Annotated in this window: 22 protein-coding genes; 4 read left to right on the top strand and 18 right to left on the bottom strand. The window is 72.0% G+C overall.

From position 1 onward, the window contains the following. Positions 1 to 31: 31 nt before the first annotated feature. The gene (locus ACFFRH_RS16890) at positions 32 to 967 is read right to left on the bottom strand and encodes a S66 peptidase family protein (RefSeq protein WP_344746291.1); all 936 of its coding nucleotides are present in this window, start codon (positions 965 to 967) and stop codon (positions 32 to 34) included. A gap of 30 nt (positions 968 to 997) precedes the next feature. On the opposite strand from ACFFRH_RS16890, the gene ACFFRH_RS16885 reads away from it, so the two are divergent. Further along, positions 998 to 1,885 carry a sulfotransferase family protein gene (locus ACFFRH_RS16885; protein WP_344746290.1) on the top strand — a complete coding sequence of 296 codons (888 nt, stop codon included), beginning with the start codon at positions 998 to 1,000 and terminating at the stop codon, positions 1,883 to 1,885. A gap of 77 nt (positions 1,886 to 1,962) precedes the next feature. Here the strand turns inward: ACFFRH_RS16885 and ACFFRH_RS16880 are convergent, their stop codons facing one another. The 6 genes from ACFFRH_RS16880 to ACFFRH_RS16855 all read right to left on the bottom strand — a co-directional run bounded on the left by ACFFRH_RS16880 (position 1,963) and on the right by ACFFRH_RS16855 (position 8,300). Beyond that, positions 1,963 to 2,307 (bottom strand): transposase, encoded by a 345-nt coding sequence (locus tag ACFFRH_RS16880; protein ID WP_386157504.1) that lies wholly within the window; start codon positions 2,305 to 2,307, stop codon positions 1,963 to 1,965. 127 nt (positions 2,308 to 2,434) lie between these two features. Beyond that, positions 2,435 to 4,309 carry an ABC transporter ATP-binding protein gene (locus tag ACFFRH_RS16875; protein WP_344746289.1) on the bottom strand — a complete coding sequence of 625 codons (1,875 nt, stop codon included), beginning with the start codon at positions 4,307 to 4,309 and terminating at the stop codon, positions 2,435 to 2,437. A 137-nt stretch (positions 4,310 to 4,446) separates the two neighbouring features. Next, positions 4,447 to 5,250: an enoyl-CoA hydratase/isomerase family protein gene (locus tag ACFFRH_RS16870; protein WP_344746288.1), complete on the bottom strand. Its 804-nt coding sequence runs from the start codon at positions 5,248 to 5,250 to the stop codon at positions 4,447 to 4,449. 132 nt (positions 5,251 to 5,382) lie between these two features. Next, positions 5,383 to 5,598 (bottom strand): helix-turn-helix domain-containing protein, encoded by a 216-nt coding sequence (locus ACFFRH_RS16865; RefSeq protein ID WP_030904785.1) that lies wholly within the window; start codon positions 5,596 to 5,598, stop codon positions 5,383 to 5,385. 114 nt (positions 5,599 to 5,712) lie between these two features. After that, complete coding sequence (locus tag ACFFRH_RS16860; protein ID WP_344746287.1) at positions 5,713 to 7,311, bottom strand: ABC-F family ATP-binding cassette domain-containing protein; 1,599 nt, start codon at positions 7,309 to 7,311, stop codon at positions 5,713 to 5,715. A gap of 332 nt (positions 7,312 to 7,643) precedes the next feature. Further along, entirely contained in the window at positions 7,644 to 8,300 is a 657-nt protein-coding gene (locus ACFFRH_RS16855; protein ID WP_386157499.1) for an acVLRF1 family peptidyl-tRNA hydrolase, read from the bottom strand. Between the two features lie 131 nt (positions 8,301 to 8,431). Between ACFFRH_RS16855 and ACFFRH_RS16850 the strand changes: the two genes are divergently transcribed. The 3 genes from ACFFRH_RS16850 to ACFFRH_RS16840 all read left to right on the top strand — a co-directional run bounded on the left by ACFFRH_RS16850 (position 8,432) and on the right by ACFFRH_RS16840 (position 11,926). Further along, positions 8,432 to 9,529: an EAL domain-containing protein gene (locus ACFFRH_RS16850; RefSeq protein ID WP_344746285.1), complete on the top strand. Its 1,098-nt coding sequence runs from the start codon at positions 8,432 to 8,434 to the stop codon at positions 9,527 to 9,529. Positions 9,530 to 9,696: 167 nt separating this feature from the next. Beyond that, positions 9,697 to 11,025: an aminotransferase class V-fold PLP-dependent enzyme gene (locus ACFFRH_RS16845; RefSeq protein WP_344746284.1), complete on the top strand. Its 1,329-nt coding sequence runs from the start codon at positions 9,697 to 9,699 to the stop codon at positions 11,023 to 11,025. 49 nt (positions 11,026 to 11,074) lie between these two features. Continuing rightward, positions 11,075 to 11,926 (top strand): siderophore-interacting protein, encoded by an 852-nt coding sequence (locus tag ACFFRH_RS16840; protein WP_344746283.1) that lies wholly within the window; start codon positions 11,075 to 11,077, stop codon positions 11,924 to 11,926. A 197-nt stretch (positions 11,927 to 12,123) separates the two neighbouring features. Here ACFFRH_RS16840 and ACFFRH_RS16835 read toward each other — a convergent pair whose 3' ends face one another. The 11 genes from ACFFRH_RS16835 to ACFFRH_RS16785 all read right to left on the bottom strand — a co-directional run bounded on the left by ACFFRH_RS16835 (position 12,124) and on the right by ACFFRH_RS16785 (position 23,366). Continuing rightward, the gene (locus ACFFRH_RS16835) at positions 12,124 to 12,729 is read right to left on the bottom strand and encodes a response regulator transcription factor (RefSeq protein WP_344746282.1); all 606 of its coding nucleotides are present in this window, start codon (positions 12,727 to 12,729) and stop codon (positions 12,124 to 12,126) included. A 104-nt stretch (positions 12,730 to 12,833) separates the two neighbouring features. Continuing rightward, positions 12,834 to 13,973 (bottom strand): sensor histidine kinase, encoded by a 1,140-nt coding sequence (locus ACFFRH_RS16830; protein WP_344746281.1) that lies wholly within the window; start codon positions 13,971 to 13,973, stop codon positions 12,834 to 12,836. Further along, positions 13,970 to 14,704, bottom strand: a complete 735-nt coding sequence (locus ACFFRH_RS16825) for an ABC transporter permease (RefSeq protein WP_386157495.1) — start codon at positions 14,702 to 14,704, stop codon at positions 13,970 to 13,972. The genes ACFFRH_RS16830 and ACFFRH_RS16825 overlap by 4 nt, the downstream gene beginning before the upstream one ends. Further along, positions 14,704 to 15,588, bottom strand: coding sequence for an ABC transporter ATP-binding protein (locus tag ACFFRH_RS16820; RefSeq protein ID WP_344746279.1), 885 nt, complete (start codon positions 15,586 to 15,588; stop codon positions 14,704 to 14,706). Before ACFFRH_RS16820 ends, ACFFRH_RS16825 begins: the two co-directional genes overlap by 1 nt. A gap of 338 nt (positions 15,589 to 15,926) precedes the next feature. Beyond that, positions 15,927 to 16,772, bottom strand: a complete 846-nt coding sequence (gene hisG, locus ACFFRH_RS16815; protein WP_344746278.1) for an ATP phosphoribosyltransferase — start codon at positions 16,770 to 16,772, stop codon at positions 15,927 to 15,929. A gap of 60 nt (positions 16,773 to 16,832) precedes the next feature. Further along, complete coding sequence (locus ACFFRH_RS16810; RefSeq protein ID WP_012892448.1) at positions 16,833 to 17,096, bottom strand: phosphoribosyl-ATP diphosphatase; 264 nt, start codon at positions 17,094 to 17,096, stop codon at positions 16,833 to 16,835. Between the two features lie 143 nt (positions 17,097 to 17,239). After that, positions 17,240 to 19,618, bottom strand: coding sequence for a glycoside hydrolase family 2 protein (locus tag ACFFRH_RS16805; protein ID WP_386157490.1), 2,379 nt, complete (start codon positions 19,616 to 19,618; stop codon positions 17,240 to 17,242). After that, the gene (locus ACFFRH_RS16800; RefSeq protein ID WP_344746277.1) at positions 19,615 to 20,496 is read right to left on the bottom strand and encodes an ATP-binding cassette domain-containing protein; all 882 of its coding nucleotides are present in this window, start codon (positions 20,494 to 20,496) and stop codon (positions 19,615 to 19,617) included. The genes ACFFRH_RS16805 and ACFFRH_RS16800 overlap by 4 nt, the downstream gene beginning before the upstream one ends. A gap of 45 nt (positions 20,497 to 20,541) precedes the next feature. Next, a complete protein-coding gene (locus ACFFRH_RS16795) occupies positions 20,542 to 21,483 on the bottom strand; it encodes an ABC transporter ATP-binding protein (RefSeq protein WP_344746276.1) in 942 nt (313 codons plus the stop codon). Then, positions 21,484 to 22,374 (bottom strand): ABC transporter permease, encoded by an 891-nt coding sequence (locus ACFFRH_RS16790; protein WP_344746275.1) that lies wholly within the window; start codon positions 22,372 to 22,374, stop codon positions 21,484 to 21,486. Further along, positions 22,371 to 23,366, bottom strand: coding sequence for an ABC transporter permease (locus ACFFRH_RS16785; RefSeq protein ID WP_344746274.1), 996 nt, complete (start codon positions 23,364 to 23,366; stop codon positions 22,371 to 22,373). The genes ACFFRH_RS16790 and ACFFRH_RS16785 overlap by 4 nt, the downstream gene beginning before the upstream one ends. Between the last annotated feature and the right edge of the window lie 67 nt (positions 23,367 to 23,433).

Raw genomic sequence — 23,433 nt, 5'->3', positions numbered from 1 at the left:
CCCCTCTGCCGGTTTCCTCCTAGGTTCGCACCTAGCGTGCCTTGTCGGCGCCCCCTGTTGAGTAGGCCAGAGAGCACGATTTTGCATCAATAGCACCAAGTGCCCCGAGCAATACAGAAAACTGTGGCTTTCCATGCCCTATCGGAAGCCCCGCGACAACAGGCACCCCGAGCGGCGCGAGCAGCTCCTCCAGCACCGGGTAGGGGTCGCCGCAGCCGACCCAGGACCCCAGGACGAACCCCGCCGCCCCGTCGAGCGCCCCGGCCTGCAGCAGCTGGGTGAGCATCCTGTCGATCCGGTACGGGGCCTCGGCGACGTCCTCCAGCAGGACGATCCGGCCCCGTGCCGACAGCGCGTACGGCGTTCCGCAGAGCGCGGCCAGCAGGGTGAGGTTACCGCCGGTGACCGGCGCCGTGACCTCGCCGGGAACGATCACCCGGTCGCCGGTGATCGTCGGCGGGGCTCCGGCGAGGGCGGCCGTGAAGTTCTCGAAGGTGCGCGGCTCGGGCCCCTCGGGGTCGCTGATCGTGGAGCAGGCCGGCATCGGCCCGAACCAGGAGGCGACGCCCAGCTCCACGGCGAACGCGCTGTGCAGGGCGGTGACGTCGCTGGAGCCGACCAGCGCCTTGGGGCCGGCGGCCCGCATGGCGTCCCAGTCGAGGGGGCCGAGGTGGCCGAGGAGGCGGGTGGCGCCGTAGCCGCCCCGGGCGCAGAGCACCGCGCTCACCGCGGGATCGCACCAGGCGTCCCGCAGGTCGGCCGCGCGGCCGGCGTCCGAGCCCGCGAGGTAGCGGTCCCTGTCGAGGACGTGGGCACCGACGACGACCTTCAGCCCGAGCCCCTCCAGGACGCGGATGCCACGCGCCAGCCGCTCGGAATCGGGGGGTCCGGACGGGGCGACCACCGCCACCGTGTCGCCCGGACGCGGCGGAGGCGGGACCCGTATCCCGGCGGCCGGTTCGTTCACTCCGCAAACGGTGCCACACTGGGCTTTCATATGCGACCTCCGCCCCACATCCTGGTGGTCAACGGCATCAAGGTCCGCAGGCCGGTGTTCGTGCTCGCCGCCCCGCACTCCGGCGCGGACCTGCTGGCCCGCGCCCTGAAACGCTCCCCCGGATTCCACGTCACCATGGGACGGGCGGCGGTGGCGCACGTCGTCTACGCCTTCGCCCGGCGGCCCTCGATCGCGGGACGGGGCATGGGCGCGACCCGCGTGCTCCGCGACGCCATGGCCGAGTCCTGGCAGATCGTCCCCGGCGCCTGCGAGGAGTGCCCGGCCCCGTGCCGGGAGGCGGGCGGCGTGACCGGGGCGGGGCCCTGCGTGGCCTCGGGCTCCGTGGTCCGCTTCGGCGACGCCAGCCCCGACCTGCTCTACAGCGCCTCGGTGCTGCTGCAGGCCTTCCCCGACGCCCGTTTCGTCCAGCTCATCAGGGACGGCCGCGACGTGGCCGCCGACATGCTGGCCGACCCCGCGTCCCTGACGTGGTTCAAGCCGGCCATGCTGAGCGACGAGACGGAGTTCCCCAACCCGTTCCTCGGCGTCAACTCCGGCGAGCACCGCGAGCGCTGGAAGGCGATGCCCACGGCGGGCAAGTGCGCGCTGCGCTGGCGCAGCGCGGTGCGACTGTCGGCCTCGCTCCACCAGGAGCTGCCCAGGGAGCAGCTGCTCACCCTGCGCTACGAGGACCTGGCCTCCTCCCCCGCCGAGGCCCTGGAGGGGCTCTCCGGCTTCCTGGAGACGCGGGTCCCCAAGATCGCCCTGCTGGGCAGGAACGTCCCGAAGGTCGGTGTCTGGCGCACCCGCCTGCGCGGGCAGGACGCCGAACTGGTGGCGAAGGTCGCCCGCGAGGAGCTCACCCGCCTGGGCTACGCCTCGTCCTGACGCCGGCGGGCGCTCCCCCGTGCCGTGCCGTCCGTACGAGCCGTCCGGGCCCCTTCGTCACGGGGGCGCGGCGCGGGTCACCAGTTCGGGACCTCGAACGTCGCACCGGGCCGGATGTCCCCCCAGGGGGCGGGCCCGGAGCCGGGAACCGGGTCCTCGCCGGTCCGCAGCGCGCCCAGGATCGTCTCCCAGGTGCCGTCCGCCGACCACCGGCGGTGCCGGTTGTAGACGGTCTTCCAGTTGCCGTACGTCTCCGGCAGCTTGCGCCAGGGGCAGCCGGTCCTGGAGCGGAAGAACACCCCGTCGATGATCGTGCGGTGATCGGCCCACCGGTTTCCCCGCCGGGCGTGAGCGGGCAGCAACGGCGCCAGCCGCCCCCACTCGTCGTCAGTCAGGTCATCGCGTTTCAGCCGGTCGTCCACGTACCCATGATCTAACACCATTGGCCCCGGAAGATCCACTCGGAGCCGCGCCGCCCCCTGTCAGCAGGTCCGGTGACCCAGGTCCGGGAAAAGGCGAAGAGTCCGGCCGGACCGGATCCGGGAGGGGTCAGGAGGTCTGGCTGAACTGGGTCCGGTAGAGCTCGGCGTATACCTCTCCCCTGGCCAGCAGCTCCTCGTGGCGGCCCCGCTCGACCACCCGGCCGTCCTGGATCACCAGGATCTGGTCGGCCTCGCGGATCGTGGAGAGCCGGTGGGCGATGACCAGCGAGGTGCGCCCGGCCAGCGCGACCTTCAGCGCCTGCTGGACGGCGGCCTCGGACTCGGAGTCGAGGTGCGCGGTGGCCTCGTCGAGGACGACCACCCGGGGCGCCTTGAGCAGCAGCCTCGCCAGGGCCAGCCGCTGCTTCTCGCCGCCGGACAGCCGGTGGCCCCGGTCGCCCACCACGGTCTCCAGGCCCTCGGGAAGGTCCAGGACCAGGTCGGCGATCTGGGCGGCCCGCAGGGCGTCCCAGATCTCCTCGTCGGTGGCCCCCGGCCTGGCGTAGCGGAGGTTGGCCCCGATGGTGTCGTGGAACAGGTGGGCGTCCTGCATGACGACCCCCACGGTGTCGCGCAGGGAGGCCAGGGTGGCGTCGCGCACGTCCAGGCCGTTGACGCGGACCGCGCCCTCGGTGACGTCGTAGAGACGGGAGACCAGGCCGGTGATGGTGGTCTTCCCCGCGCCCGAGGGGCCGACCAGGGCGACCATCTCGCCGGGGCGGGCGGTGAAGGTCACGCCGCGCAGCACCTCGTGGCCGGGCCCGGTGTCGGGGCGGGCCACCGCCTCCAGCGAGGCCAGCGACACCTCCGAGGCCGACGGGTATCTGAACCGGACGTCGTCGAACTCCACGGAGACCGGCCCGCCGGGGAGGGGCACGGCGCCGGGCCTCTCGGCGATCATGGGCCGCAGGTCGAGGACCTCGAAGACCCGGTCGAAGCTCACCAGCGCGGTCATCACGTCCACGTGCACGTTCGACAGGCTCGTCAGGGGACCGTACAGGCGCATCAGGAGGGCGGCGAGGGCCACCAGGGTGCCGAGCTCGAAGACGCCGGAGACGGCCAGCACGCCGCCCACGCCGTACACCAGGGCGGTGGCCAGCGCCGCGACCAGGCCGAGCGCGACGCGGAAGACCGTCCCGTACATGCCGACGGTGACGCCGACGTCACGCACCCGCCCCGCCTTGTCGCCGAAGGCGGCGGTCTCGTCGGCCGGGCGGCCGTACAGCTTGGCGACCATCGCCCCGGCGACGTTGAACCGCTCGGTCATCATGGTGCTCATCTCGGCGTCGAGCTCCATCTGCTCGCGGGTGAGCCCGGACATCTTCCTGCCGACCCACTTCGCGGGGAGGATGAAGATCGGCAACAGCACGAGGGCGACGACGGTGATCTGCCACGAGAGCACCAGCATGGCGCCGAGGACCAGCACCAGCATGACCACGTTGGCCACGACCGACGACAGGGTGCTGGTCAGGGCGCGCTGGGCGCCGATGACGTCGGTGTTGAGCCGGGAGATCAGGGCGCCGGTCTGGGTGCGGGTGAAGAAGGCCACCGGCATGCGCTGGACGTGGTCGAAGACCTCGGTGCGCAGGTTGTAGATGAGTCCCTCGCCGATCCGCGAGGAGAACCAGCGCTGGGCCAGGGTGAGCGCCCCGTCGAGGACCGCGAGCCCCGCGATGACCAGCGCGAGGGCGATCACCACCCCCTGCCGCTTGGCGATGACGCCGTCGTCGATGATCGCCTTCATCAGCAGCGGGTTGGCGATCACGACGACCGAGCCGACCACGACCAGCGCGAGGAAGGCGGCGATGTGCCGCGAGAAGGGCCGCGCGTAACCGGCGATGCGTCTGACCGTGCCCGGCGCGAGACGCTGCTTGGTCACCGACCTGTCCCGCCGGAACGACATCATCGCCTGGGGGCCGAGCCCACCGCCCATCATCGCCATACGGCCTCCTCTCCCGATGCGAGCACCGGGAGAGGCACGATCATTCCCCTGTCAGCTCCGGGCGAACAGCACCGCGGCGCCACCCGGACGGGCCGTGTGACGGCCCTCCACGAATCACGGAGCACGAGCGGGACGGCCTACCCGAAGAGCGCCTTGACGCGCCCCGCCTGCTCGCGCGCCTCGGCCGCGCTCTGCTCCTCCAGCGTGCGCCCCGAAGCACCCTGAAGCAGCCGCTTGGTCGCCGTCGCGGCGTCACGGTCGGTCGCCAGCAGCGCGTCGGTCAGGTCGCGTACGGCCTGCGTCAGCTCCTCCGGCGCGACGACCAGCTCGGCCAGGCCGATCCTCGCCGCCTCCTGCGCCCCCACGACGCGGGCGGTCAGGCAGATCTCGACGGCCCTGGACAAGCCCACCAGGTCGACCAGCGGCTTGGTGCCGGTCAGGTCGGGAACCAGCCCGAGGGCCGGCTCCTTCATGCACAGTTTGGCGTCGTCCGCCAGGACCCGCAGGTCACAGGCGAGCGCCAGTTGGAATCCCGCACCGATCGCGTGGCCCTGGACGGCGGCCACGGAGACGATGTCGGGACGCCTCAGCCAGAGAAAGCCCCGCTGGGCCCGCGCCACACGCTCGGCGAAATCCACTTCGCCAAGTGTCGCGGAGGACGCGAACGACCCCTGCCCTGGAACCCCCTCCGGGGTGAACATCCTCCGGTCGATCCCCGCCGAGAAGGACGGCCCCTCACCTCTGATCACGACGACCCTCACCTGCTGCGGCAGGCCGTCACCGATATGAGCCAGAGCCAGCCAGGTGGCGAACGTCTGAGCGTTCCGCTTCTCCGGACGGTCCAGCGTGATCGTCGCGATCTCGCCGTCCACCTCATAGCGCAGACCGACCTCCTTGAGAGAGATCTCCTCCACACTCCCCCCGAACGCCACTTCCGCCATCGCTGTTCTCCCACCCTCGATGTCCGCCTCGCCCGAGCCTATCGACTCTCCAGAATGAGGTTCTACAGGTCCGGGCGGGAACGGCTTCAGAGTGGGGGACGAGCGGCTGCGGTCGCGCGTTCCGAGGCGGGGTCAGCGCTTGGACTTGCCTCGGGTGGCGCCGCCGCGCCCGCGCAGAGTCACGCCGGACTCGCTCAGGATGCGGTGGATGAACCCGTACGACCTGCCGGTCGAAGCGGCCAGGGCACGGATGCTTTCACCCGCGCTGTAGCGCTTCTTGAGATCGGAGGCCAGTTTTTCACGATCGGCCCCGGTAACCCGGGTGCCCTTCTTCAGAGTCTCGGCCACGAGTACCTCCTGTAGTGCCAGACTTCCGCAGCGTTACACACGCCATGATCAGTCATTTCAGCGAGATCGGCTACCTACTCCACGGGAAAAGATCCGTACCCGCTCAAATTAAGATCAGGCAAGTGCCACAAGATCGGAAAATTCGTCGCTCCACGCGTCTTCAACTCCGTCAGGCAGCAAGATCACCCTATCGGGTCGTAGCGCCTCTACAGCCCCCTCATCATGCGTGACGAGCACAATCGCCCCAGAATAGGACGTTAGCGCCGAAAGAACTTGCTCCCTGCTGGCCGGATCGAGGTTGTTCGTGGGCTCGTCCAGGAGGAGGACGTTGGCCGCCGACAGCACCAGCGTGGCCAGCGCCAGCCGCGTCTTCTCCCCGCCCGACAGCACGCCCGCGGGCTTGTCCACGTCGTCGCCGGTGAACAGGAACGAGCCCAGGACCTTGCGCAGCTCCACGTCGGGCAGCTCTCCGCCGGCCGAGCGCATGTTCTCCAGCACGGTGCGCTCGGGGTCGATCGTCTCGTGCTCCTGCGCGTAGTAGCCGAGCTTGAGCCCGTGCCCCGGCTTGACCGCGCCGGTGTCGGGCTCCTCGATGCCGCCGAGAATCCGCAGGAGGGTGGTCTTCCCCGCGCCGTTCAGGCCCAGGATGACGACCCTGCTCCCCCTGTCGACGGCGGCGTCGACGTCGGTGAAGACCTCCAGGGAGCCGTACGACTTCGACAGCCCCTCCGCCATGATCGGGGTGCGCCCGCACGGGGCGGGCTGGGGGAAGCGCAGCTTGGCGACCTTGTCGCTGCGCCGCTCCACCTCCAGGCCCGACAGCAGGCGCTCGGCGCGGCGCTGCATGTCCTGGGCCGCCTTGGCCTTGGTGGCCTTGGCGCGCATCTTGTCGGCCTGCGACATCAGGGCCGAGGCCTGCTTCTCGGCGTTGGCGCGCTCGCGCCTCCTGCGCTTCTCGTCGGTCTCCCGCTGGGCCAGGTAGGCCTTCCACCCGACGTTGTAGGTGTCGATCACCGCGCGGTTGGCGTCGAGGTGCAGGACCCGGTTTACCGTCGCTTCAAGAAGCGAGACGTCGTGGCTAATAATGATCAAGCCGCCCTGGTGAGATCGTAAAAAATCACGAAGCCACCCGATTGAGTCCGCATCTAGGTGGTTTGTCGGCTCGTCAAGGAGGAGAGTCTCCGCCCCGCTGAAGAGGATCCTCGCCAGCTCCACCCGCCTGCGCTGCCCTCCGGAGAGGGTCTCCAGCGGCTGGCCGAGCACCCGGTCGGGCAGACCCAGGCTGGAGGCGATGGAGGCGGCCTCCGACTCGGCGGCGTACCCGCCCAGGACGTGCAGCCGGTCCTCCAGGCGCCCGTAGGCGCGGACCGCGCGGTCTCTGGTGCGGTCGTCGGCAGAGGACATGCCGGCCTCGGCCTCACGCAGCTCGCGCAGCACCTGGTCGAGCCCCCTGGCCGACAGGATGCGGTCGCGGGCGAGCACGTGCAGGTCGCCGGTGCGCGGGTCCTGCGGCAGGTAGCCGACCTCGCCGCTGATGGAGACCGTGCCGGAGGCGGCCGACCCCTCTCCCGCGAGCACGCGGGTCAGCGTGGTCTTCCCGGCCCCGTTCCGGCCGACGAGCCCGATCTTGTCGCCGGGGTTCACCCGGAAGGACGCGCCCTCGATGAGCAACCGGGCCCCGGCCCGCAGTTCGATGTCAGAAGCTACGATCATGGTTGGAGAACACTCCCAGCAGGAAATACACAGGCTCACTTCACTGAGGCCGAACCCGCCGCGCCCTGTGTCTCCCGGCTCTCGGCTCGGCCGTCTCGCCTTCATCGGGACGACGGTCAATCGGGAGTGCGCATACCGATCAGTGTACGGCGCGACACCGGGCGGCTTCTCCACGTTTTGTCGAGCCCCGCTCACCTGGGCCCCGCTCACCCGAGCCCCGCCCCGGACCTTCTCCGTACGAACCCCCCTCACACGGGCCCCCGCCCCCGGGTCCTTCCGCACGAAACCCCCTCACAGGGCCCCCGCCCCGGGTCCTTCCGCGCGAAACCCGCTCACCCGGGGTCGCTCAACCTGATGCGGACCGCGCGGAACTGGGCGGGGGTGTCCTTGAGGACCACCAGCCGCGGATCGGGGACCGTCAGGAAGGGCTCGGCCTCCAGCGCGAAGACCGGCGCGAGCCTGCGGTCGGGCCGCAGCGCGTCGACCGCGCGCCGGTCGCCGCCCAGCACGACCGCCTCCAGCTCGCCCACGTGCGGGCCGAGGACGCGCAGCGCCACCTCGGCCGCCGCCTCGTGCGCCTGGTCCACCTGCTTCTCCCTGCGCCGGGCGAAGCGCCGCTGCGACCAGCCGCCCGCCGCGCTGCGCCCGTGGACCTGCCGCGAGCCCACCTTGGAGGAGAGCAGCTCCTCGCCCTGGAAGATCCCCGCCGCGTGGCCGCCCAGCCGGACCAGCAGCACGCCGATCCTGCGCTCGGTGCGCACGTGGGTGACCAGGCGCGCCATCGGTCCGCCCCCCGAGGAGGTGAGCGGCGGGAACGGCACCTGGCACTCGGCGACCGCGCCGTCCGCGCCCTGAAGGCGGACGACGGAGTCCGAGGCCGTCACGCTCGGCGGGCCGTGCCGGTCGACGAAGCCGTCGATCCAGCGGTTCAGGCGCTCGGGCGCCACGGAGACCCAGCGGCCTCCCCCCTTGGCAGGTCGCGACGTCATGGAACGCGACACTACCGGCTGACCTCGCCGGACACACGATCTCGCCGGTCAAGTCCAACGAATAGCGAAATATCGGTGAACATCACACTGCGTTACTTCTGTGACGGTAGGGAATGCCCCATGCTCGGGATGTGACGACCAGAGCGCAAGCCATTCCGCAGGGCTCCGCGGCGGGCACGGGTGTCACGCCTGTCGTCGATCTCGACACCGGGGGCGTCATCGCCTTCCAGGCGAACGACGAGGGCCGCGGGAACATCTCCTCCACCGTCCAGACGGTGCGCGACGTCGCCGCGAGCGAGGCCCTGCTCCCCCTGGTGCTCACCCTGCCGACGGCCGCGGTGATCGGCGGCTCGGCCGCGCTCGCCCCGCTGCACGAGGCCCTGCGCGCCTCGGGCCGACGGCCCCGCGAGGTGATCCTCACCGTACGAGGCGACTTCGCCCAGTTCGAGCGCCGCTCCCTGCTCACCGGGCTGGACGGCCTGCGCGCCATCGGCTACCTCGTCGCGGTCGGCGACCTGGGCACCGGGCACTTCCCGCTGGACCTGCTCGCCGACGCGGCGCCGTACCTGGCGGTGATCTCGCGGGACCTGATCGCCCAGGTGCCCGGCGACCCGCGCCGCGCCGCGATCGGCGAGGGCCTGGCGCGGCTCGCAAGGGGAACGGGGGCGCACGTGCTGGCCCCGGGGGTGCGGGACGAGTCGCAGCTCGCCGCGATCCGCGCCTGGGGGGTCCGGCTGGCCCAGGGCCCGCTGCTGGTCCCCGGCCCGTCGGGACGGGTGCACGTGCCGCTCCCGGTCGTGGAGCAGGAACCCTCGCGGCTCCTGCTCGGCCCCCGCGTCCACGAGTTCCTGCTGCCCGCGGTGACCCTCCCCTACGAGGCCACCGCCGAGGCCGTGATCGACGCCTTCGGCAGCGAACCGTCCATCACCAGCGTGATCCTCGTCGACGAGTACCAGCGCCCCAGGGGCAGCCTCGACCGCAGCCGCTTCCTGCTCTCGATCGCCGGGCGCTTCGGTCACGCCCTGCACGGCAGGAAGGCCGCCGGGCGGCTGGCCGACCCCGCGCGCACGGTTCCCAAGACCACCCCCGCCATAGCGGCCATGCAGGTCGCGGGCCGCGACGCCGAGCGCGTCTACGACGACCTGGTCGTCACCGACGAGGTCGGCCGCTGCATGGGCGTCGTCCGGGTCGCCGACCTGATCCGCCAGGTGGCGGCCATGCAGCGCTGAGGACCTCTCCGCCCGCCGGCGGGACGGCCCGTTCCGTCGTGCCCGCGGCCCGACGCCTTTACGTTGTAGATTCGAATATTCGCCGGGCCGTCGCCGCCCCCCTTGGCAGGCGCGCATGATCACGGTAGGAAAGGGCACAGGGGCGAGACGACGGCGAGGGGTACGGAATGGGCGAGCGCGGACCTCGGGTCGGGCGGCGAGGGCTGCTCGGCGCGGGACTCCTGGCCGGGGCCGGAGCCGCGCTGTCCGGATGCACCTCCGGCGACACGCCCGCCGCGCCGTCCACCTCGCGCCCCCCTCCGTTCGACCCCGCGAGCTGGGAGTCGGTGCGGGCCCAGTTCCCGCTCGACCCCTCCTACGCGCAGTTCGCCGCCTACGTCCTCGCCTCCCACCCGGCCCAGGTACGGCGGGCGATCGAGGAGCACCGGCGCGGCCTCGACACCGACACCGACGCCTACCTGCACGGCGAGGACAGGGAGGAGGCGGTGCGCGAGGCCGCCGCCGCCTACCTGGGCGCCGACGCCCCCGACGTCGCCCTCACCGACAGCACCACGATGGGCCTGGGCCTGCTCTACAGCGGCATGCGGCTGCTCCCCGGCCAGGACGTGCTCACCACCGAGCACGACTTCTTCGCCACCCACGAGAGCCTGCGGCTGCTCGCCGCCAGGACCGGCGCCAAGGTCCGCAGGGCCCGCCTGTACGACGACCCGGCCAAAGCCTCCGCCGACGAGATCGTCTCCCGGCTGAAGGCCGCGCTCACGCCGAGGACCCGGGTGGTCGCGATCACCTGGGTGCACTCGGGCACCGGGGTGCGGATGCCGGTCAGGGCGATCGCCGACATGGTCGCCGAGGCCAACCGCTCCAGGGACGCCGAGGACCGGGCGCTGCTGTGCGTGGACGGCGTGCACGGCTTCGGCGCGATGGCCGACGGGGTGGAGGACCTGGGCTGCGACTTCCTGGCCAGCGGCACCCACAAGTGGCTGTTCGGCCCCCGGGGCACCGGCATCCTGTGGGGCAGGGGGCGGGCCTGGGGCGCGCTGCTGCCGGTGGTCGCGAGCTTCTCCAACGTGACCGTCGACCCGGGCACCGGCGACGAGCCGTACGGCCCCGGCGGGCTCCTGCACACCCCCGGCGGCTACCACAGCTTCGAGCACCGCTGGGCGCTGAGCGAGGCGTTCGCCTTCCACCGGGCGATCGGCAAGGAGCGGGTGGCGGCCAGGATCACCGAGCAGGCCACCCGGCTCAAGGCGGGGCTCGCGGCCCTGCCCAACGTGCGGCTGATCACCCCGGTCTCCGCCGAGCTGTCGGCCGGGCTGGTCTGCTGCGCGGTCGACGGCCTGGACGCCCCCGCCGCGGTGGGCAGGCTCCGCCGGGACCACCGGATCGTCACCAGCGCGACCCCCTACCAGGACGTCTACCTGCGCTTCGGCACCAGCATCGTCACCACCCCCGAGCAGGTGGACCAGGCGGTGAGGGCCGTCGCCACCCTCAGGTGACATATGGTACTAGTTAGGATTACCTAACTTCGACCACACGGAGCGACCGATGGCAGACGAGAAAGCCGAGCGCCGCGCACCGAAGGTGACGAGCGGCCTGGTCCGGCGGGTCGAGCGGCTCACCCCCCACATGATCCGGGTGGTGCTCGGCGGCGAGGGTCTCGCCGGTTTCCGCGCGGACGAGTACACCGACCACTACGTCAAGCTGCTGTTCGCCCCGGCCGGGGTGAGCTACCCGCGGCCGTTCGACGTGGAGGCGATCCGCCGCGACCTGCCCCGCGAGCAGTGGCCCACCACCCGCACCTACACCGTCCGCCGCTGGGACGCCGACGCCGGCGAGCTCACGATCGACTTCGTCCACCACGGCGACAGCGGCCTCGCGGGGCCGTGGGCCGACCGGGTCCAGCCGGGCGAGGAGCTCCACTTCTTCGGCCCCGGCGGCGCCTACGCACCCGACCCCGAGGCCGGCTGGCACCTGTTCGCCGGGGACGAGAGCGCGCTGCCCGCCATCGCCGTCTCCCTGGAGAACCTCCCCGCCGGGGCGCCGGCCTGGGCCTTCATCGAGGTCGAGGGCCCCGAGGAGGAGCAGAAGATCGACTCCCCCGGCGACGCGCGGATCGTCTGGCTGCACCGCGGGAGCGCCCCGTACGGCGAGATGCTGGTCAGGGCGGTCCGCGAGTTCGACTTCCCCGACGGCGACGTGCACGCCTTCGTCCACGGCGAGGCGGGCTTCGTCCGCGACCTCAGGCGCCACCTGCGCGCCGAGCGCGGCATCCCGCTGGCGAGACTCTCCATCTCCGGCTACTGGCGCCTGGGCCGCGACGACGAGGCGTGGCGCTCCTCCAAGCGCGAGTGGAACGAGCAGATCGAGGCAGAGGAGGCCGCGACGCTCTCGTCCTGACCCCTGGACGGCGGGTCCGGGGCGGCGTCCGCCGGGCACGCCGGCCCCGTGGCGGCCCCGTGGCGGCCCCGTGGCATCCGGCGGCGAGCCGGACCGGCGCCACGGGAACGACGGGCGGGCACGTCGTGGTGCCCGGACACGGGGAACCCCACGACCGGGGGACGGGTTCCCGTCCGGCCGGGCCGCGACCGGCACGATCAGAGCCAGCCCTGGGTGCGGGCGCGCTCGGCGGCCTCGGTGCGGTTGCGGGCGTGCGTCTTCTGGATGGCCGAGGAGAGATAGTTGCGCACCGTGCCCTCCGACAGGTGCAGGCTCCCGGCGATGTCGGCGACGCTGGACCCGCCCGAGGCGGCGACCAGGACGTCGCGCTCGCGGGCCGACAGCGGGTTGGGGCCCGCGCTGAGCGCGGCGGCCGCCAGGCCGGGGTCGATGACGCGCTCGCCGTCGCGGACCCGCCGCACGGCGGCGGCCAGCTCGCGGGCCGGGCTGTCCTTGACCAGGAAGGCCATCGCGCCCGCCTCCATCGCCCTGCGCAGATAGCCCGGACGGCCGAAGGTGGTCAGGATCATGACGCGGCAGCCGGGCAGCGCCTCCCGGATCCGCGCCGCCGCGGTGATGCCGTCCCCGCCGGGCATCTCGACGTCGAGCAGCGCGATGTCCGGCCGGGCCCTGAGTGCCACGTCGAGCGCCTCCTCCGCGGAGGCGGCCTCCCCCACCACCTCGATGTCGGGCTCCAGGGCGAGCAGCGAGGCCAGCGCGCCCCGCACCATCGCCTGGTCCTCCACCAGCAGCACCCGGATCATCGAACACCCCTCACGTGGAGAATCCCCGCACCGCCCCCGTCTCGGATCCCGCCGGTCCCGGCCCTCGGGAGGAGGCCGGGCGGAGGAGGTCAGGCATGGGGAGGTCAGGCATGGGACACCGCGGGCAACGGGACCGAGACCCTGAGGGCGAAGCCGGTCGCGCACGGCCCGGCGGAGACCGTGCCGCCCGCGGCCCGCACCCGCTCGGCGAGCCCGGTCAGCCCGCTGCCCGGTTCGCAGGGGAGGGCGCCGCGCCCGTCGTCCACGACCTCCAGGACCGCGGTCTCCCCGTCGACGGTCACCCCGATCTCGCACCGGGTCGCCCGCGCGTGCCGGATGACGTTGGTGACGCCCTCCCGCACCGCCCAGCCGAGCAACTCGTCCAGCGGGCCGGGCAGCGGGGTGCCCGCCAGCCGGATCGTCACCCGCGTCCCCGCCGCCTCCAGCGCGGCGCGGGCACCGTCCAGCTCGCCGGAGAGGCCACGCTGCCGGTAGCCGGTGACGGCGTCGCGCACCTCGACCAGCGCCTGCCTGGCCACCGACTCGATGTCGCGGATCTCCGCCACGGCTCGTTCCGAGCCGTTCTCCGCCAGCCGCCCGGCCAGCTCGCTCTTCAGCACGATGAGGGACAGGCTGTGGCCGAGCAGGTCGTGCAGGTCCCTGGCGATGCGCAGCCGCTCCTCGCTCGCGGCCAGCCGCGCCACCTCCTCCTGGGCCCGGCGGAGCCGCGTCACCAGCAGCCGGGTGTTGCGCACGCCCATGAACAGGACGCCGAGCGTGACGACCTGGAAGACGAGCACCAGGGTGGTGCCGGGGTCGTCCTCCCTCAGCAGGCCGATCACCAGGACGGCGAGGGCCATCGCGACGATGCCCGCCACCGACAGCCGGGGCCGCAGCGCCATGCTGTAGACCACGGTCAGATAGATCGGCAGAGTCGTCCAGCCGCCGCCGAAGACCGCGGCCAGGCCGACCCCCAGGAGCGTGGTCACCCCCAGCAGCCAGTACGTCAGGAGGGTCGGGTCGCCGAAACCCCTCGGGCTCAGCACCGTCGCGACGTAACAGGCGACGAAGGCGAGCAGCCCGGCGCCGCCCCAGAACGCGGCGGCGCCGGTCACCTCACCGGTGACGATCTCCAGCACCGGGAAGCACAGGTAGACGAGACCGATGGAGATCCCCGCCAGCCGCCGGAGGCGGGACGGACGCGCGTCCGTCCCGCCGAAGGTGAAAGCGGAGCCGATCGTCATGCGCGCGCGAGGGCCCGGCGGTAGGCGAACACCGCGGTGACGCAGAGCGCGACGCCCCAGGCGATGATCGTCACCACGTCGGACAGCGGCGGCGCGGCGCCCGCCACGATGTGCCAGCCGATGTCGGCGTAGGAGAAGGAGGGCAGCACCTGGGCGACGTTCCTCATGGCCTCGGGCATGATCTCCACAGGGAACCACAGACCTCCCAGGATCGCCAGCCCGAACATGCTGATCATCGCGACCGACTGGGCGGTGTCGCCGGCCAGCAGCGAGCCGATGATCAGGCCGAGCGCGGCGAACGGCACGACGCCGAGCCACAGGAGGAGGACCACCGACAGCCACTCCCCCGCCGGCAGCCTGACGCCCTGGGTGAGGACCGCGGCCAGGCAGACCAGCAGCAACGACGGCAGCACCAGCAGCAGCGAGGAGATCAGCTTGACGACGATGGTCCACCAGCCGGGCAGCGGGGTGGTCCGCAGCTGACGGAGCCAGCCGGACTGCCGTTCCTGCGCCCACGGCACGGCGGTGCTCATCATGGCGGCGGCGATCGCGCCGTACGCGCCCATGGAGACCATGAGGGCGGCGGCGGCCCGCCCCCCGCCGACGCCGGCCCCGTCGCCCCAGATGCTGGAGAAGATCAGGTAGAACACCACGGGGAAGCCGACCACGAAGATGATGTAGCGCCTGTTGCGCAGCATCCGCAGCGCCTCGATCTTGATGTAGTTCGGCATCAGGGCTCCCGGGTGAGGGCGAGGAAGGCGTCTTCGAGGTCGGCGCCGGCGATCCTGAGGTCGCGGATCTCCAGCGAGGTGCCCCGGTACAGGGCCGCCACGGTGGCGTCGGGGTCGGCGGTGCGCAGGGTGGCGACGTCGTCGGCGACCTCCACCGCCGAGACCCCCGGCAGGGCGTCGAGGCCCGCGACGGCCTGCCCGCCGAGGACGAAGCGAACGACGCGGTCGCCGCTGCCCGCCTTGATCTGGGCGGCGGTGCCGTCGGCCACGATCCGGCCCCTGGCGATCACGACGACCCGGTCGGAGTTCTCGTCGGCCTCCTCCAGGTAGTGGGTGGCGAACAGGACCGTACGGCCCCCGGCGGCGTATTCGCGCATGCTCTTCCAGAACCGCAGCCGCGACTCCACGTCCATCGCCGCGGTGGGCTCGTCCAGCATCAGCAGCCTGGGCGCGCCCGCGACCGCCAGGGCGAACCTGACCCGCTGCGCCTGCCCCCCGGACAGCTTGCCGGCGGGACGCCGTGCCAGGTCGGTGAGGTCGGCCATCCGCAGGAGCTCGTCCAGGCCGAGCGGCTCGGGGTAGAGCCGCCGGACGAAGTCGACCAGCTCGCGGACCGTGAGCTCGGGGATGAGGTCGCCGGTCTGCAGCATGGCCCCGACGTCACCGCGGGCGACGGCCTCGCCGGGGGAGCCTCCGAAGACCTCGACCCGCCCGCGGGTCGGGCGGGTCAGGCCGAGCAGCATGTTGATCGAAGTCGACTTCCCGGCCCCGTTGGGGCCGAGCAGGGCGACGGTCCGGCCCACCTCGACGGTGAGGTCCAGGCCGTCGACGGCGAGCGTGTCTCCGTAGCTCTTGCTCACGTCGGTGAGAGCGATGGCGTCCATGCCCCAACGCTAGGAGCGCCCGGCGCGCGCCCCCAGTGCCGCTCCTCCGGATCTGGCGGTGACATTTGTCAGATACGCCGGAGCCACCGGGCCCCGGAGACCGGGGAGACCGGGGCCACGGGCGGGCCCGGAGACGGCGGGCGGACCCGGGAGGCTTCCGGAGACGGCGGACAGGCTCGGGACGCTCCCGGAGACCGGAGGACAGCCTCGGGAGGCTCCCGGAGACGGCGGGCGAAGACGACGGCGGGCGCCCCCGGAGGCGGCGGGCGCCCTGGAGTCAGAAGCGGCGGACGCCTTGGATCGGAGGCGGCCGACGAAAACGCGGCGGGTGCCCTGGACTAGAGGCGGCAGGCGAAGATGGCGGTGACCAGGATGGCCTTCGCCCCCATCTCCCAGAGCTGGTCCATGATCTGCTGGTGCCCCTTGCGCGGGACCATGGCCCGGACCGCGACCCAGCCCTCCCGGTGCAGCGGGGAGACCGTCGGCCCCTCCATGCCGGGGGTGAGGGCGATGGCCTCCTCGATCCGCTCGGCGCGGATGTCGTAGTCCATCATCACGTAGTCGCGCGCCACCAGCACGCCCTGCAGGCGGCGGATGAGCTGCCGCAGGCCCGGGGTCTCCTCGGCGCCGATCCCCTTGATCAGCACGCCCTCGGAGCGGGTGATCGGCTCGCCGAACACCTCCAGGCCGATGTTGCGCAGCGTGGTACCGGTCTCCACGACGTCGGCCACGGCGTCGGCCACGCCCAGCCGGATCGCGGTCTCGACCGCGCCGTCCAGCTTGATCACCCGGGCCTCGACGCCCTGCTCGGCGAGGTAGGACTCCAGCAGCCCCGCGTAGGCGGTGGCGACGCGCCTGCCCTTGAGGTCGGCGACGGAGTCGAAGTCGCCGGGGTTGGCGGCGAAGCGGAAGGTGGAGCGGCCGAAGCCGAGCGGGATGATCTCCTCGACCCGCGCGCCGGAGTCGTGGAGCATGTCGCGGCCGGTGATCCCGGCGTCCAGGGTGCCCTCGCCGACGTAGACGGCGATGTCCTTGGGGCGCAGGAAGAACAGCTCGCAGGAGTTCTCCGGGTCGGCGACCACGAGCTCCTTGCTGTCCTTGCGGACGCGGTATCCGGCTTCCTTGAGGATCGTCTGGGCCCCCTCGGTGAGGGCCCCCTTGTTGGGTACGGCGAGACGCAGCATGGCGAGATTCCTTACGTGTGGACGGGATGGCCTGCAGGATCGGGAGCCGGGCGCACCGGCTCACAGATGCTTGTAGACCTCGTCCAGCCCGATCCCCTTGGCGATCATGAGGACCTGCACGTGGTAGAGGAGCTGGGAGATCTCCTCGGCCGCCCGCTCGTTCGACTCGTGCTCGGCCGCCATCCAGCTCTCGGCGGCCTCCTCCACGACCTTCTTGCCGATGGCATGGACCCCGGCGTCCAGCGCGGCCACGGTGCCCGAGCCCTCGGGCCGGGTGCGCGCCTTGTCGGACAGCTCGGCGTACAGCTCTTCGAAGGTCTTCATGATCTCTCTCGGCGTCGTCGGATGTGCCCGTCAAGCCTAACGGGCCATCCGACCCCGGCGTGTGCAGGTCCACGCTCTGGGACGCGAGCCGCCCGGTCCTCGGCCCCTTCTCCCCCGGACGGCCCGCGGTCTTCCGGGGGCGTTCAGTCGTTGACGCAGCGCAGCACGGGACGGCCGACGAGGGCGGCGGGATCGGGCGAGCCGGTGACGTGGAGGGTGACGCTCTCGCCGGGGAGCAGGGTGAGGAGCATGTCGTCGACGGAGGAGGCCGGGTCGAGGCGGTCGGGGAACAGGGCGAGGTCGCGCAGGAGGGTGCGGGCGGTGACGGTGAGGTCCAGGCCGCCGCCCTCGGCCGGGGTGACCTCGGTGTCGTAGGCGGCGGCGGGGAAGGCGACCCGGGTGTCCTCGGCGAAGAAGCGGAGCGCGCGGTGCCCGTCGAGCCGTACCGACAGCAGCTCGGCCGAGGGGTCCGCCGGGACGGCCACCGGGTCCGGGAGCGGGAACCTCGCCACCGAGCGGGGCGCCACCTCGACGGTGATCGTCTCCTTGGCCAGCGGTTCCCCGTCCAGGGCGAGCCGCAGGAGTTCCAGCTCGCCGGTCCAGGGCTCCGGGCCGTCGTTGACCACGGCGACGGTGTCGTCCTGGACGCTGAGCAGGCGGTCGGCGTAGACGCGGCGCAGCGCGTACCACAGCGGCTTGCGCCGTCCCCGCCCGTCGACGGCCGACCAGGAGGTGACCGGCCAGCAGTCGTTGAGCTGCCAGACGATCGTGCCCGCGCAGTAGGGCGCCAGGGAGCGGAAGCGCTCGACGCCGAAGGCGACCGCCCTGGCCTGGTTGAGCTGGGTGAGGTAGTGCCAGTCGTCGTAGGTCTCCGGCGCGGGCAGGTGCCCGCCCAGGCCGCGCAGGAGCTTGGCGTTGCCCTCGTGGGCCTTCTGGTGGTGCAGCACCAGGGGCGCGTCGGGGGCCAGCTCGCCGCTGACGGCCTCGCGCAGGGTGGTGTGGGCGGGTGGGCCCTGGAAGCCGAACTCGGCGACGAAGCGGGGGGTGTAGGTGGCGTAGTGGGTGTAGTCCTCGCGGTTCCACACGTCCCAGATGTGGACGGTGCCGCGGGCGGGGTCGTTGGGCGGCAGGCCGGGGTGGCCGGAGTAGGGGCTGCCCGGCCAGTAGGGGCGGGCGGGGTCGAGTTCGGCCATCAGGGCCGGGAACAGCCCGTGGTAGAAGCCCGCGCCCCAGGTCCGGCCCTCCAGTCCGTCCTGCCAGCCCCAGTCGGCGTGGCCTTCGAGGTTCTCGTTGTTGCCGCACCACAGCACCAGGGAGGGACGCCACGACAACCGGGTGACGTTCTCGCGGACCTCGGCCTCCACCTCGGTGGCGAACGGCTCCTCCTCGGGGTAGGCCGCGCAGGCGAACGGGAGGTCCTGCCAGACGAGCAGGCCGAGCTCGTCGGCCAGGTCGTAGAAGTCCTCGCTCTCGTACAGGCCGCCGCCCCAGACGCGCAGCAGGTTGACGTTCGCCTCGACGGCCTGGCCGAAGCGCCCGGCCAGCCGCTCGCGGGTGACGCGGGCCGGGAAGCAGTCGTCGGGGATCCAGTTGACGCCGCGCACGAACACCGGCACGTCGTTGACGACCACGGTGAACCCCTCGCCCGTCCGGTCCACGCGCACGTCGCGGAAGCCGATCCGCCGCCTCCAGGTGTCCTCGCCGCCCGGTCCGGACAGGCGCACGGTCAGCTCGTAGCGGTCCTGGGCGCCGTAACCGCGCGGCCACCACCGCCGGGGCTCGGGCACCCGTACCGCCAGGACGGCCTCGCGCTCGCCGGGGGCGAGCACCGTCTCCGCCACGACCCCGGCCACCTCCGCGGTCACGGTGAGGGGCGCGTCCGGCATGTCGCCGGCGCGCTCGACGGTGACGTGCGCCTCGACGTGCCCGTCGGGCCCGTCGGTGCTCACCAGCGGCCGTACGGACGCGATCCTGGCCCCGCTCCACGAGTGCAGCCCGATGGGCCGCCAGATGCCGGAGGTGACCACGGACGGGCCCCAGTCCCAGCCGAAGTTGCAGGCCGTCTTGCGGATGAACTGGTACGGCGCCTCGTAGCTGCCCGGCCGGTCGCCCAGCGCGGCCCGCTGGGCCTCGGCGTAGGCCACCGGGGAGGCGAAGCGCACCCGCAGCGTGTTCTCGCCCTCGCGCAGCAGCTCCCGTACGGGGAAGCGGTAGGAGCGGTGCTGGTTGGCCGTGGTCGCGACCTCGACGCCGTTGAGCTCGACGGTGGCGACGGTGTCCAGGCCCTCGCAGACCAGGTCGGTGCGGTCGTGCCCGTCGGCCTCCCAGGTGAAGCCCGTCTCGTACTCCCAGCCGGAGCGCCCGATCCAGGTCAGCCGGCTCTCGTTGTCGTCGAGGTAGGGGTCCTCGATGAGCCCGGCGGCCAGCAGGTCGGTGTGCACGCACCCCGGCACCGTGGCCGGGACGCGCGAGACGCCCCCGCCCACCTGGCGAAGGGTCCAGCCGTCGTGTAGCGCCCTCAATTCGCACTCCCCGTGGATGTGGTGTCGTCCCGCCGGACGAGATGACCCGGTTCGACCTCCACCAGGGTGGAAGGCCCTTCTCGTACCTCCCCGGCGGGAGTGGCCGGCTCGCCGTCCCACCGGGCGGTGAGCCTCGGCACCGACGACAGCAGCCTGGCCGTGTACGGGTGGAGGGGGTTGCCGAACACCGTGCCGGTGGGACCGGACTCGACCACCCGCCCCCGGTACAGGACCACGGCCCGCTCGCTGATGTAGTTGCCCAGCGACAGGTCGTGGGTGACGAACAGCACGCCGAGGCCGCGCGACTTCAGGTCGGCGAGCAGGTTGAGGACGTCGATCCTGGTGGACGCGTCGAGCATGCTGGTGATCTCGTCGGCGACGAGGTACCTGAGGTCGAGCAGGAGCGCCCTGGCGATGAGCAGGCGCTGCAGCTGTCCGCCGCTGAGCTGGTGCGGGTAGCGGCCCAGGACCTGCCCTGGATCGAGGCCGACGTCCTTGAGCGAGGTGTCGATCCTGCCGTCCCACTCGGACTCGGCGACGCCGGGAAAGTACTCGTCCTTGATCATCCGAAGCACCCGGTCGGCCTTGAAGATCGGGTTGTAGCAGCTGAACGGGTCCTGGAACACACCCTGCACGTGCCGGTAGTACGCCTTGCCCGGCCTGGCGGGGGCGCCGTCGAGGGTGATCGTGCCCTTCGTCGGGCGGAGCAGCCCCAGGACGGTCTTGCCGAGGGTCGTCTTGCCGCTGCCGCTCTCGCCGATGAGGGAGACCACCTCCCCCGGCGCCAGGTCGAGGCTCACGTCGTCGACGGCGGTGAGGGTCGCGGTGCCGAAGGCCCCCACCCTGTAGGTCTTGGTGACCCCTTCGAGTCTCAGCACCGTCGAACCCCTTCGAGTCTCAGCATCGTCAGAAAATCCTTCGGCTCAGGCCTTCCAGCAGGCGACGTGGTGGCCGGGGGCGACCTCGACCGGCGGCGGATCCTCCACGCACCTGCCGAAGGCGATCGGGCAGCGGTCCCTGAACCGGCAGCCGGAGGGCGGGTCGAGCAGCGAGGGCGGCCTGCCGGGGATGCCCGAGAGCCTGCGCTCGGCGTGGCGGACGCCGACCTCGGGCAGCGAGGAGATCAGCATCCGCGTGTACGGGTGGCGCGGCTCGCCGACGATCACGTCGGCCGGGGCCTTCTCGGCCAGCCTCCCCGCGTACATGATCATGATCGTGTCGGCGATCTGGTAGGTGAGCGAGATGTCGTGGGTGATGAAGATCATGCTGCGCACGAAGCCCCGGTCCCTGAACTCCAGCAGGGTCCTGGCCACGGCCTTCTGGGTCGACACGTCGAGCGCGGAGGTGATCTCGTCGGCGATGAGCAGGGACGGGTCGAGCAGGGTGGAGACGACCATCACCATCCGCTGCTTCATCCCGCCCGACAGCTCGATCGGGTAGCGCCCCAGCACGTCGCGCGGCAGCTCGACCAGGTCGAGGCGGCGTTCCAGCTCGGCGACGTCGAGGCGCTCGCCCCGGGAGGCGAGCAGCTCGGCGACCATCCGGCCGATCCTGCGGGTGGGGTTCAGCGCGCTCATGGAGTACTGCGGGATGAGGGAGACCCGCTTGAAGCGGAAGGGGTTCATCCGGCGGTCGTCGCCGATCGGCAGTTCCTCGCCGTCCAGCTCGGCGCCGCCCCCGGCCAGCCGCATCCGGCCGTCCATCCTGATGAGGCTCTTGCCGAGGGTCGTCTTGCCGCAGCCGGACTCGCCCGCCAGGCCGAGGATCTCGCCGTCGCCGACGTCGAAGCCGACGCCGTCCAGCGCCCGCACCTCGCCGCGCAGGGTCCTGTAGTGGACCCGCAGGTCCTTCACACGCAGAGTCATCTACAGCTCCCGCAGTTTCGGGTTGAACACCTCGTCCAGGCCGACGTTCATCACGTAGAGGGCGCCGACGACGGCGGTGATCCCGGCCCCCGGCGGGACGAACCACCACCACATGCCCAGGTGCAGGGCGCTCCAGCGGGCCGCGTTGTTGAGCATCAGGCCCAGCGAGACGCCCTCGCTGGGACCGAGCCCGATGAAGTCGAGCGAGGCGGCGATCAGGACCGACCCGCCGAACAGCAGGATGAAGGTCATGAAGAGGTACGAGCTCATGTTGGGCGCGATCTCCCTGGCGATGATCTTCCAGGTGCGCACGCCGCTGAGCCGGGCCAGGTCCACGAAGTCGCGCGAGCGCAGCGAGAACGTCTGGGCCCTGATGGCCCTCGCCGCCCAGGGCCAGGAGGTGAGCCCGATGAAGAGCGCCTGCACGCCGACGCTGCGGATGCCGAGGTAGGCGTTGACGATCAGCAGCACCGCGAGCGCGGGCAGGACCAGGACGATGTTGGTGAGCATGTTCAGCACCTCGTCGACCAGCCCGCCCCGGTACCCGGCGGTGAAGCCGACCGCCATGCCGATCACCGCGGCGAGCCCGCCGCCGAGCACCCCCACCTGGAAGGTGACGCGCAGGCCGTAGACGAACTGGGCGAAGACGTCCTGGCCGAACATGGTGGTGCCGAACCAGCGCTCGGCCGAGGGCGGCGAGGCGGGGGTCGCGACGTAGGCGTTCGGGTCGCCCCCGGCGATCACGGGGGCGGCGACGGCGAGGACGATCAGCGGGACCAGCACGACCAGCCCCGCCAGCAGCTTTCCGTTGCGCAGCGCGAAGTACAGGCCCTCGCGGCGCCGCACCGGCACGACCTTCGCGACGCCCGGGTCTCCGGGAACGGCCGTCATGCCGTCTCCCCTCCCATCCCGGTCCTGGTACGCGGGTCGACCAGGACGTAGACGATGTCGATGATGAAGTTGGCGATCAGCACGCCCACGACGATGAACAGGAAGGCCCCCTGCAGCAGGAAGAAGTCCTGGTTCTGGATCGCCTTGAGGATGAGGTGGCCGAGTCCCGGATAGGAGAAGACGATCTCGGTGACCAGGGCTCCGGCCACGAGCACGCCCAGTTGCAGGGCGAGGCCGGTGATCTGCGGCAGGATCGCGTTCCTGAACGCGTAGCGCCGGATGAGCCGCCGCGACGCCCCGAGCGAGGACAGGTAGGTGGAGTAGTCGGCCTCCAGCTCATAGATGATCATGTTGCGCATGCCGATCGCCCAGCCGCCGAACGCGACGAGGAAGAGCGAGACGAACGGCAGGAACCAGTGCAGTGCCAGGTCCCCGAGGAACTCCCACGACCAGTTGGGCCGCATGGAGAAGCTGTAGCCGCCGGAGACGGGGAAGACCCCCGCCACCACGCCCAGCCCCCAGGCCAGCAGGATGGCGAGCCACATGTAGGGCGTGGCGGTGAGCACGTACCCGATCGGCAGGGCCGTGTTGTCCAGCCACCTCCGCCTGGCCGCGAACGCGCCGAACCTGTTGCCCGCCCACCAGCTGAGCAGGATGGACGGGACGAGCAGCGCCAGCGTGTACGGAACCGCCCTCACGATGACGTCGGTCACCGGGGTGGGGAACAGCCAGATGCTGGTCCCCAGGTCGCCCCGGAACAGCGCGGCCCAGAAGTTGACGTACTGCCGCCAGAGCGGCAGGTCGAGCCCGAACAGGTTCGTGTAGTGGACGCGCATCGCCTCCACGGCGGCCGGCTGTGACACGTTGGCCCTGGCCAGCATGCTCTGCACCGGGTCGCCCGGCATGAAGCGCGGGATCATCCAGTTGATCGTGACGGCCACGAGGAAGGTGAGCCCGTACACGAGCAGCTTCCGGCCGAAATAGCGTCGCACGCGATCCTCCAGAATCGGCGAGATGGGCCCCTCCCCGCGCGGCCCGTGAACGGGTCCCGGCGGGTCC

The sequence above is a fragment of the Streptosporangium vulgare genome (assembly GCF_042428775.1).
GTDB lineage: Bacteria > Actinomycetota > Actinomycetes > Streptosporangiales > Streptosporangiaceae > Streptosporangium > Streptosporangium vulgare.
Note: the sequence above shows the minus strand (reverse complement) of the source record. Positions and strands in the feature narration are given on the sequence as shown.

What these genes read in the sequence shown, in the direction of transcription:
- ACFFRH_RS16795 (WP_344746276.1), bottom strand. Translation starts at nt 21,483, where the DNA reads ATGACTCTGCGTGTGAAGGACCTGCGGGTCCACTACAGGACCCTGCGC.
- hisG (WP_344746278.1), bottom strand. Translation starts at nt 16,772, where the DNA reads ATGCTGCGTCTCGCCGTACCCAACAAGGGGGCCCTCACCGAGGGGGCC.
- ACFFRH_RS16825 (WP_386157495.1), bottom strand. Translation starts at nt 14,704, where the DNA reads ATGCCGAACTACATCAAGATCGAGGCGCTGCGGATGCTGCGCAACAGG.
- ACFFRH_RS16840 (WP_344746283.1), top strand. Translation starts at nt 11,075, where the DNA reads ATGGCAGACGAGAAAGCCGAGCGCCGCGCACCGAAGGTGACGAGCGGC.
- ACFFRH_RS16875 (WP_344746289.1), bottom strand. Translation starts at nt 4,309, where the DNA reads ATGGCGATGATGGGCGGTGGGCTCGGCCCCCAGGCGATGATGTCGTTC.
- ACFFRH_RS16820 (WP_344746279.1), bottom strand. Translation starts at nt 15,588, where the DNA reads ATGGACGCCATCGCTCTCACCGACGTGAGCAAGAGCTACGGAGACACG.
- ACFFRH_RS16790 (WP_344746275.1), bottom strand. Translation starts at nt 22,374, where the DNA reads ATGACGGCCGTTCCCGGAGACCCGGGCGTCGCGAAGGTCGTGCCGGTG.
- ACFFRH_RS16885 (WP_344746290.1), top strand. Translation starts at nt 998, where the DNA reads ATGCGACCTCCGCCCCACATCCTGGTGGTCAACGGCATCAAGGTCCGC.
- ACFFRH_RS16860 (WP_344746287.1), bottom strand. Translation starts at nt 7,311, where the DNA reads ATGATCGTAGCTTCTGACATCGAACTGCGGGCCGGGGCCCGGTTGCTC.
- ACFFRH_RS16830 (WP_344746281.1), bottom strand. Translation starts at nt 13,973, where the DNA reads ATGACGATCGGCTCCGCTTTCACCTTCGGCGGGACGGACGCGCGTCCG.
- ACFFRH_RS16870 (WP_344746288.1), bottom strand. Translation starts at nt 5,250, where the DNA reads ATGGCGGAAGTGGCGTTCGGGGGGAGTGTGGAGGAGATCTCTCTCAAG.
- ACFFRH_RS16855 (WP_386157499.1), bottom strand. Translation starts at nt 8,300, where the DNA reads ATGACGTCGCGACCTGCCAAGGGGGGAGGCCGCTGGGTCTCCGTGGCG.
- ACFFRH_RS16810 (WP_012892448.1), bottom strand. Translation starts at nt 17,096, where the DNA reads ATGAAGACCTTCGAAGAGCTGTACGCCGAGCTGTCCGACAAGGCGCGC.
- ACFFRH_RS16845 (WP_344746284.1), top strand. Translation starts at nt 9,697, where the DNA reads ATGGGCGAGCGCGGACCTCGGGTCGGGCGGCGAGGGCTGCTCGGCGCG.
- ACFFRH_RS16835 (WP_344746282.1), bottom strand. Translation starts at nt 12,729, where the DNA reads ATGATCCGGGTGCTGCTGGTGGAGGACCAGGCGATGGTGCGGGGCGCG.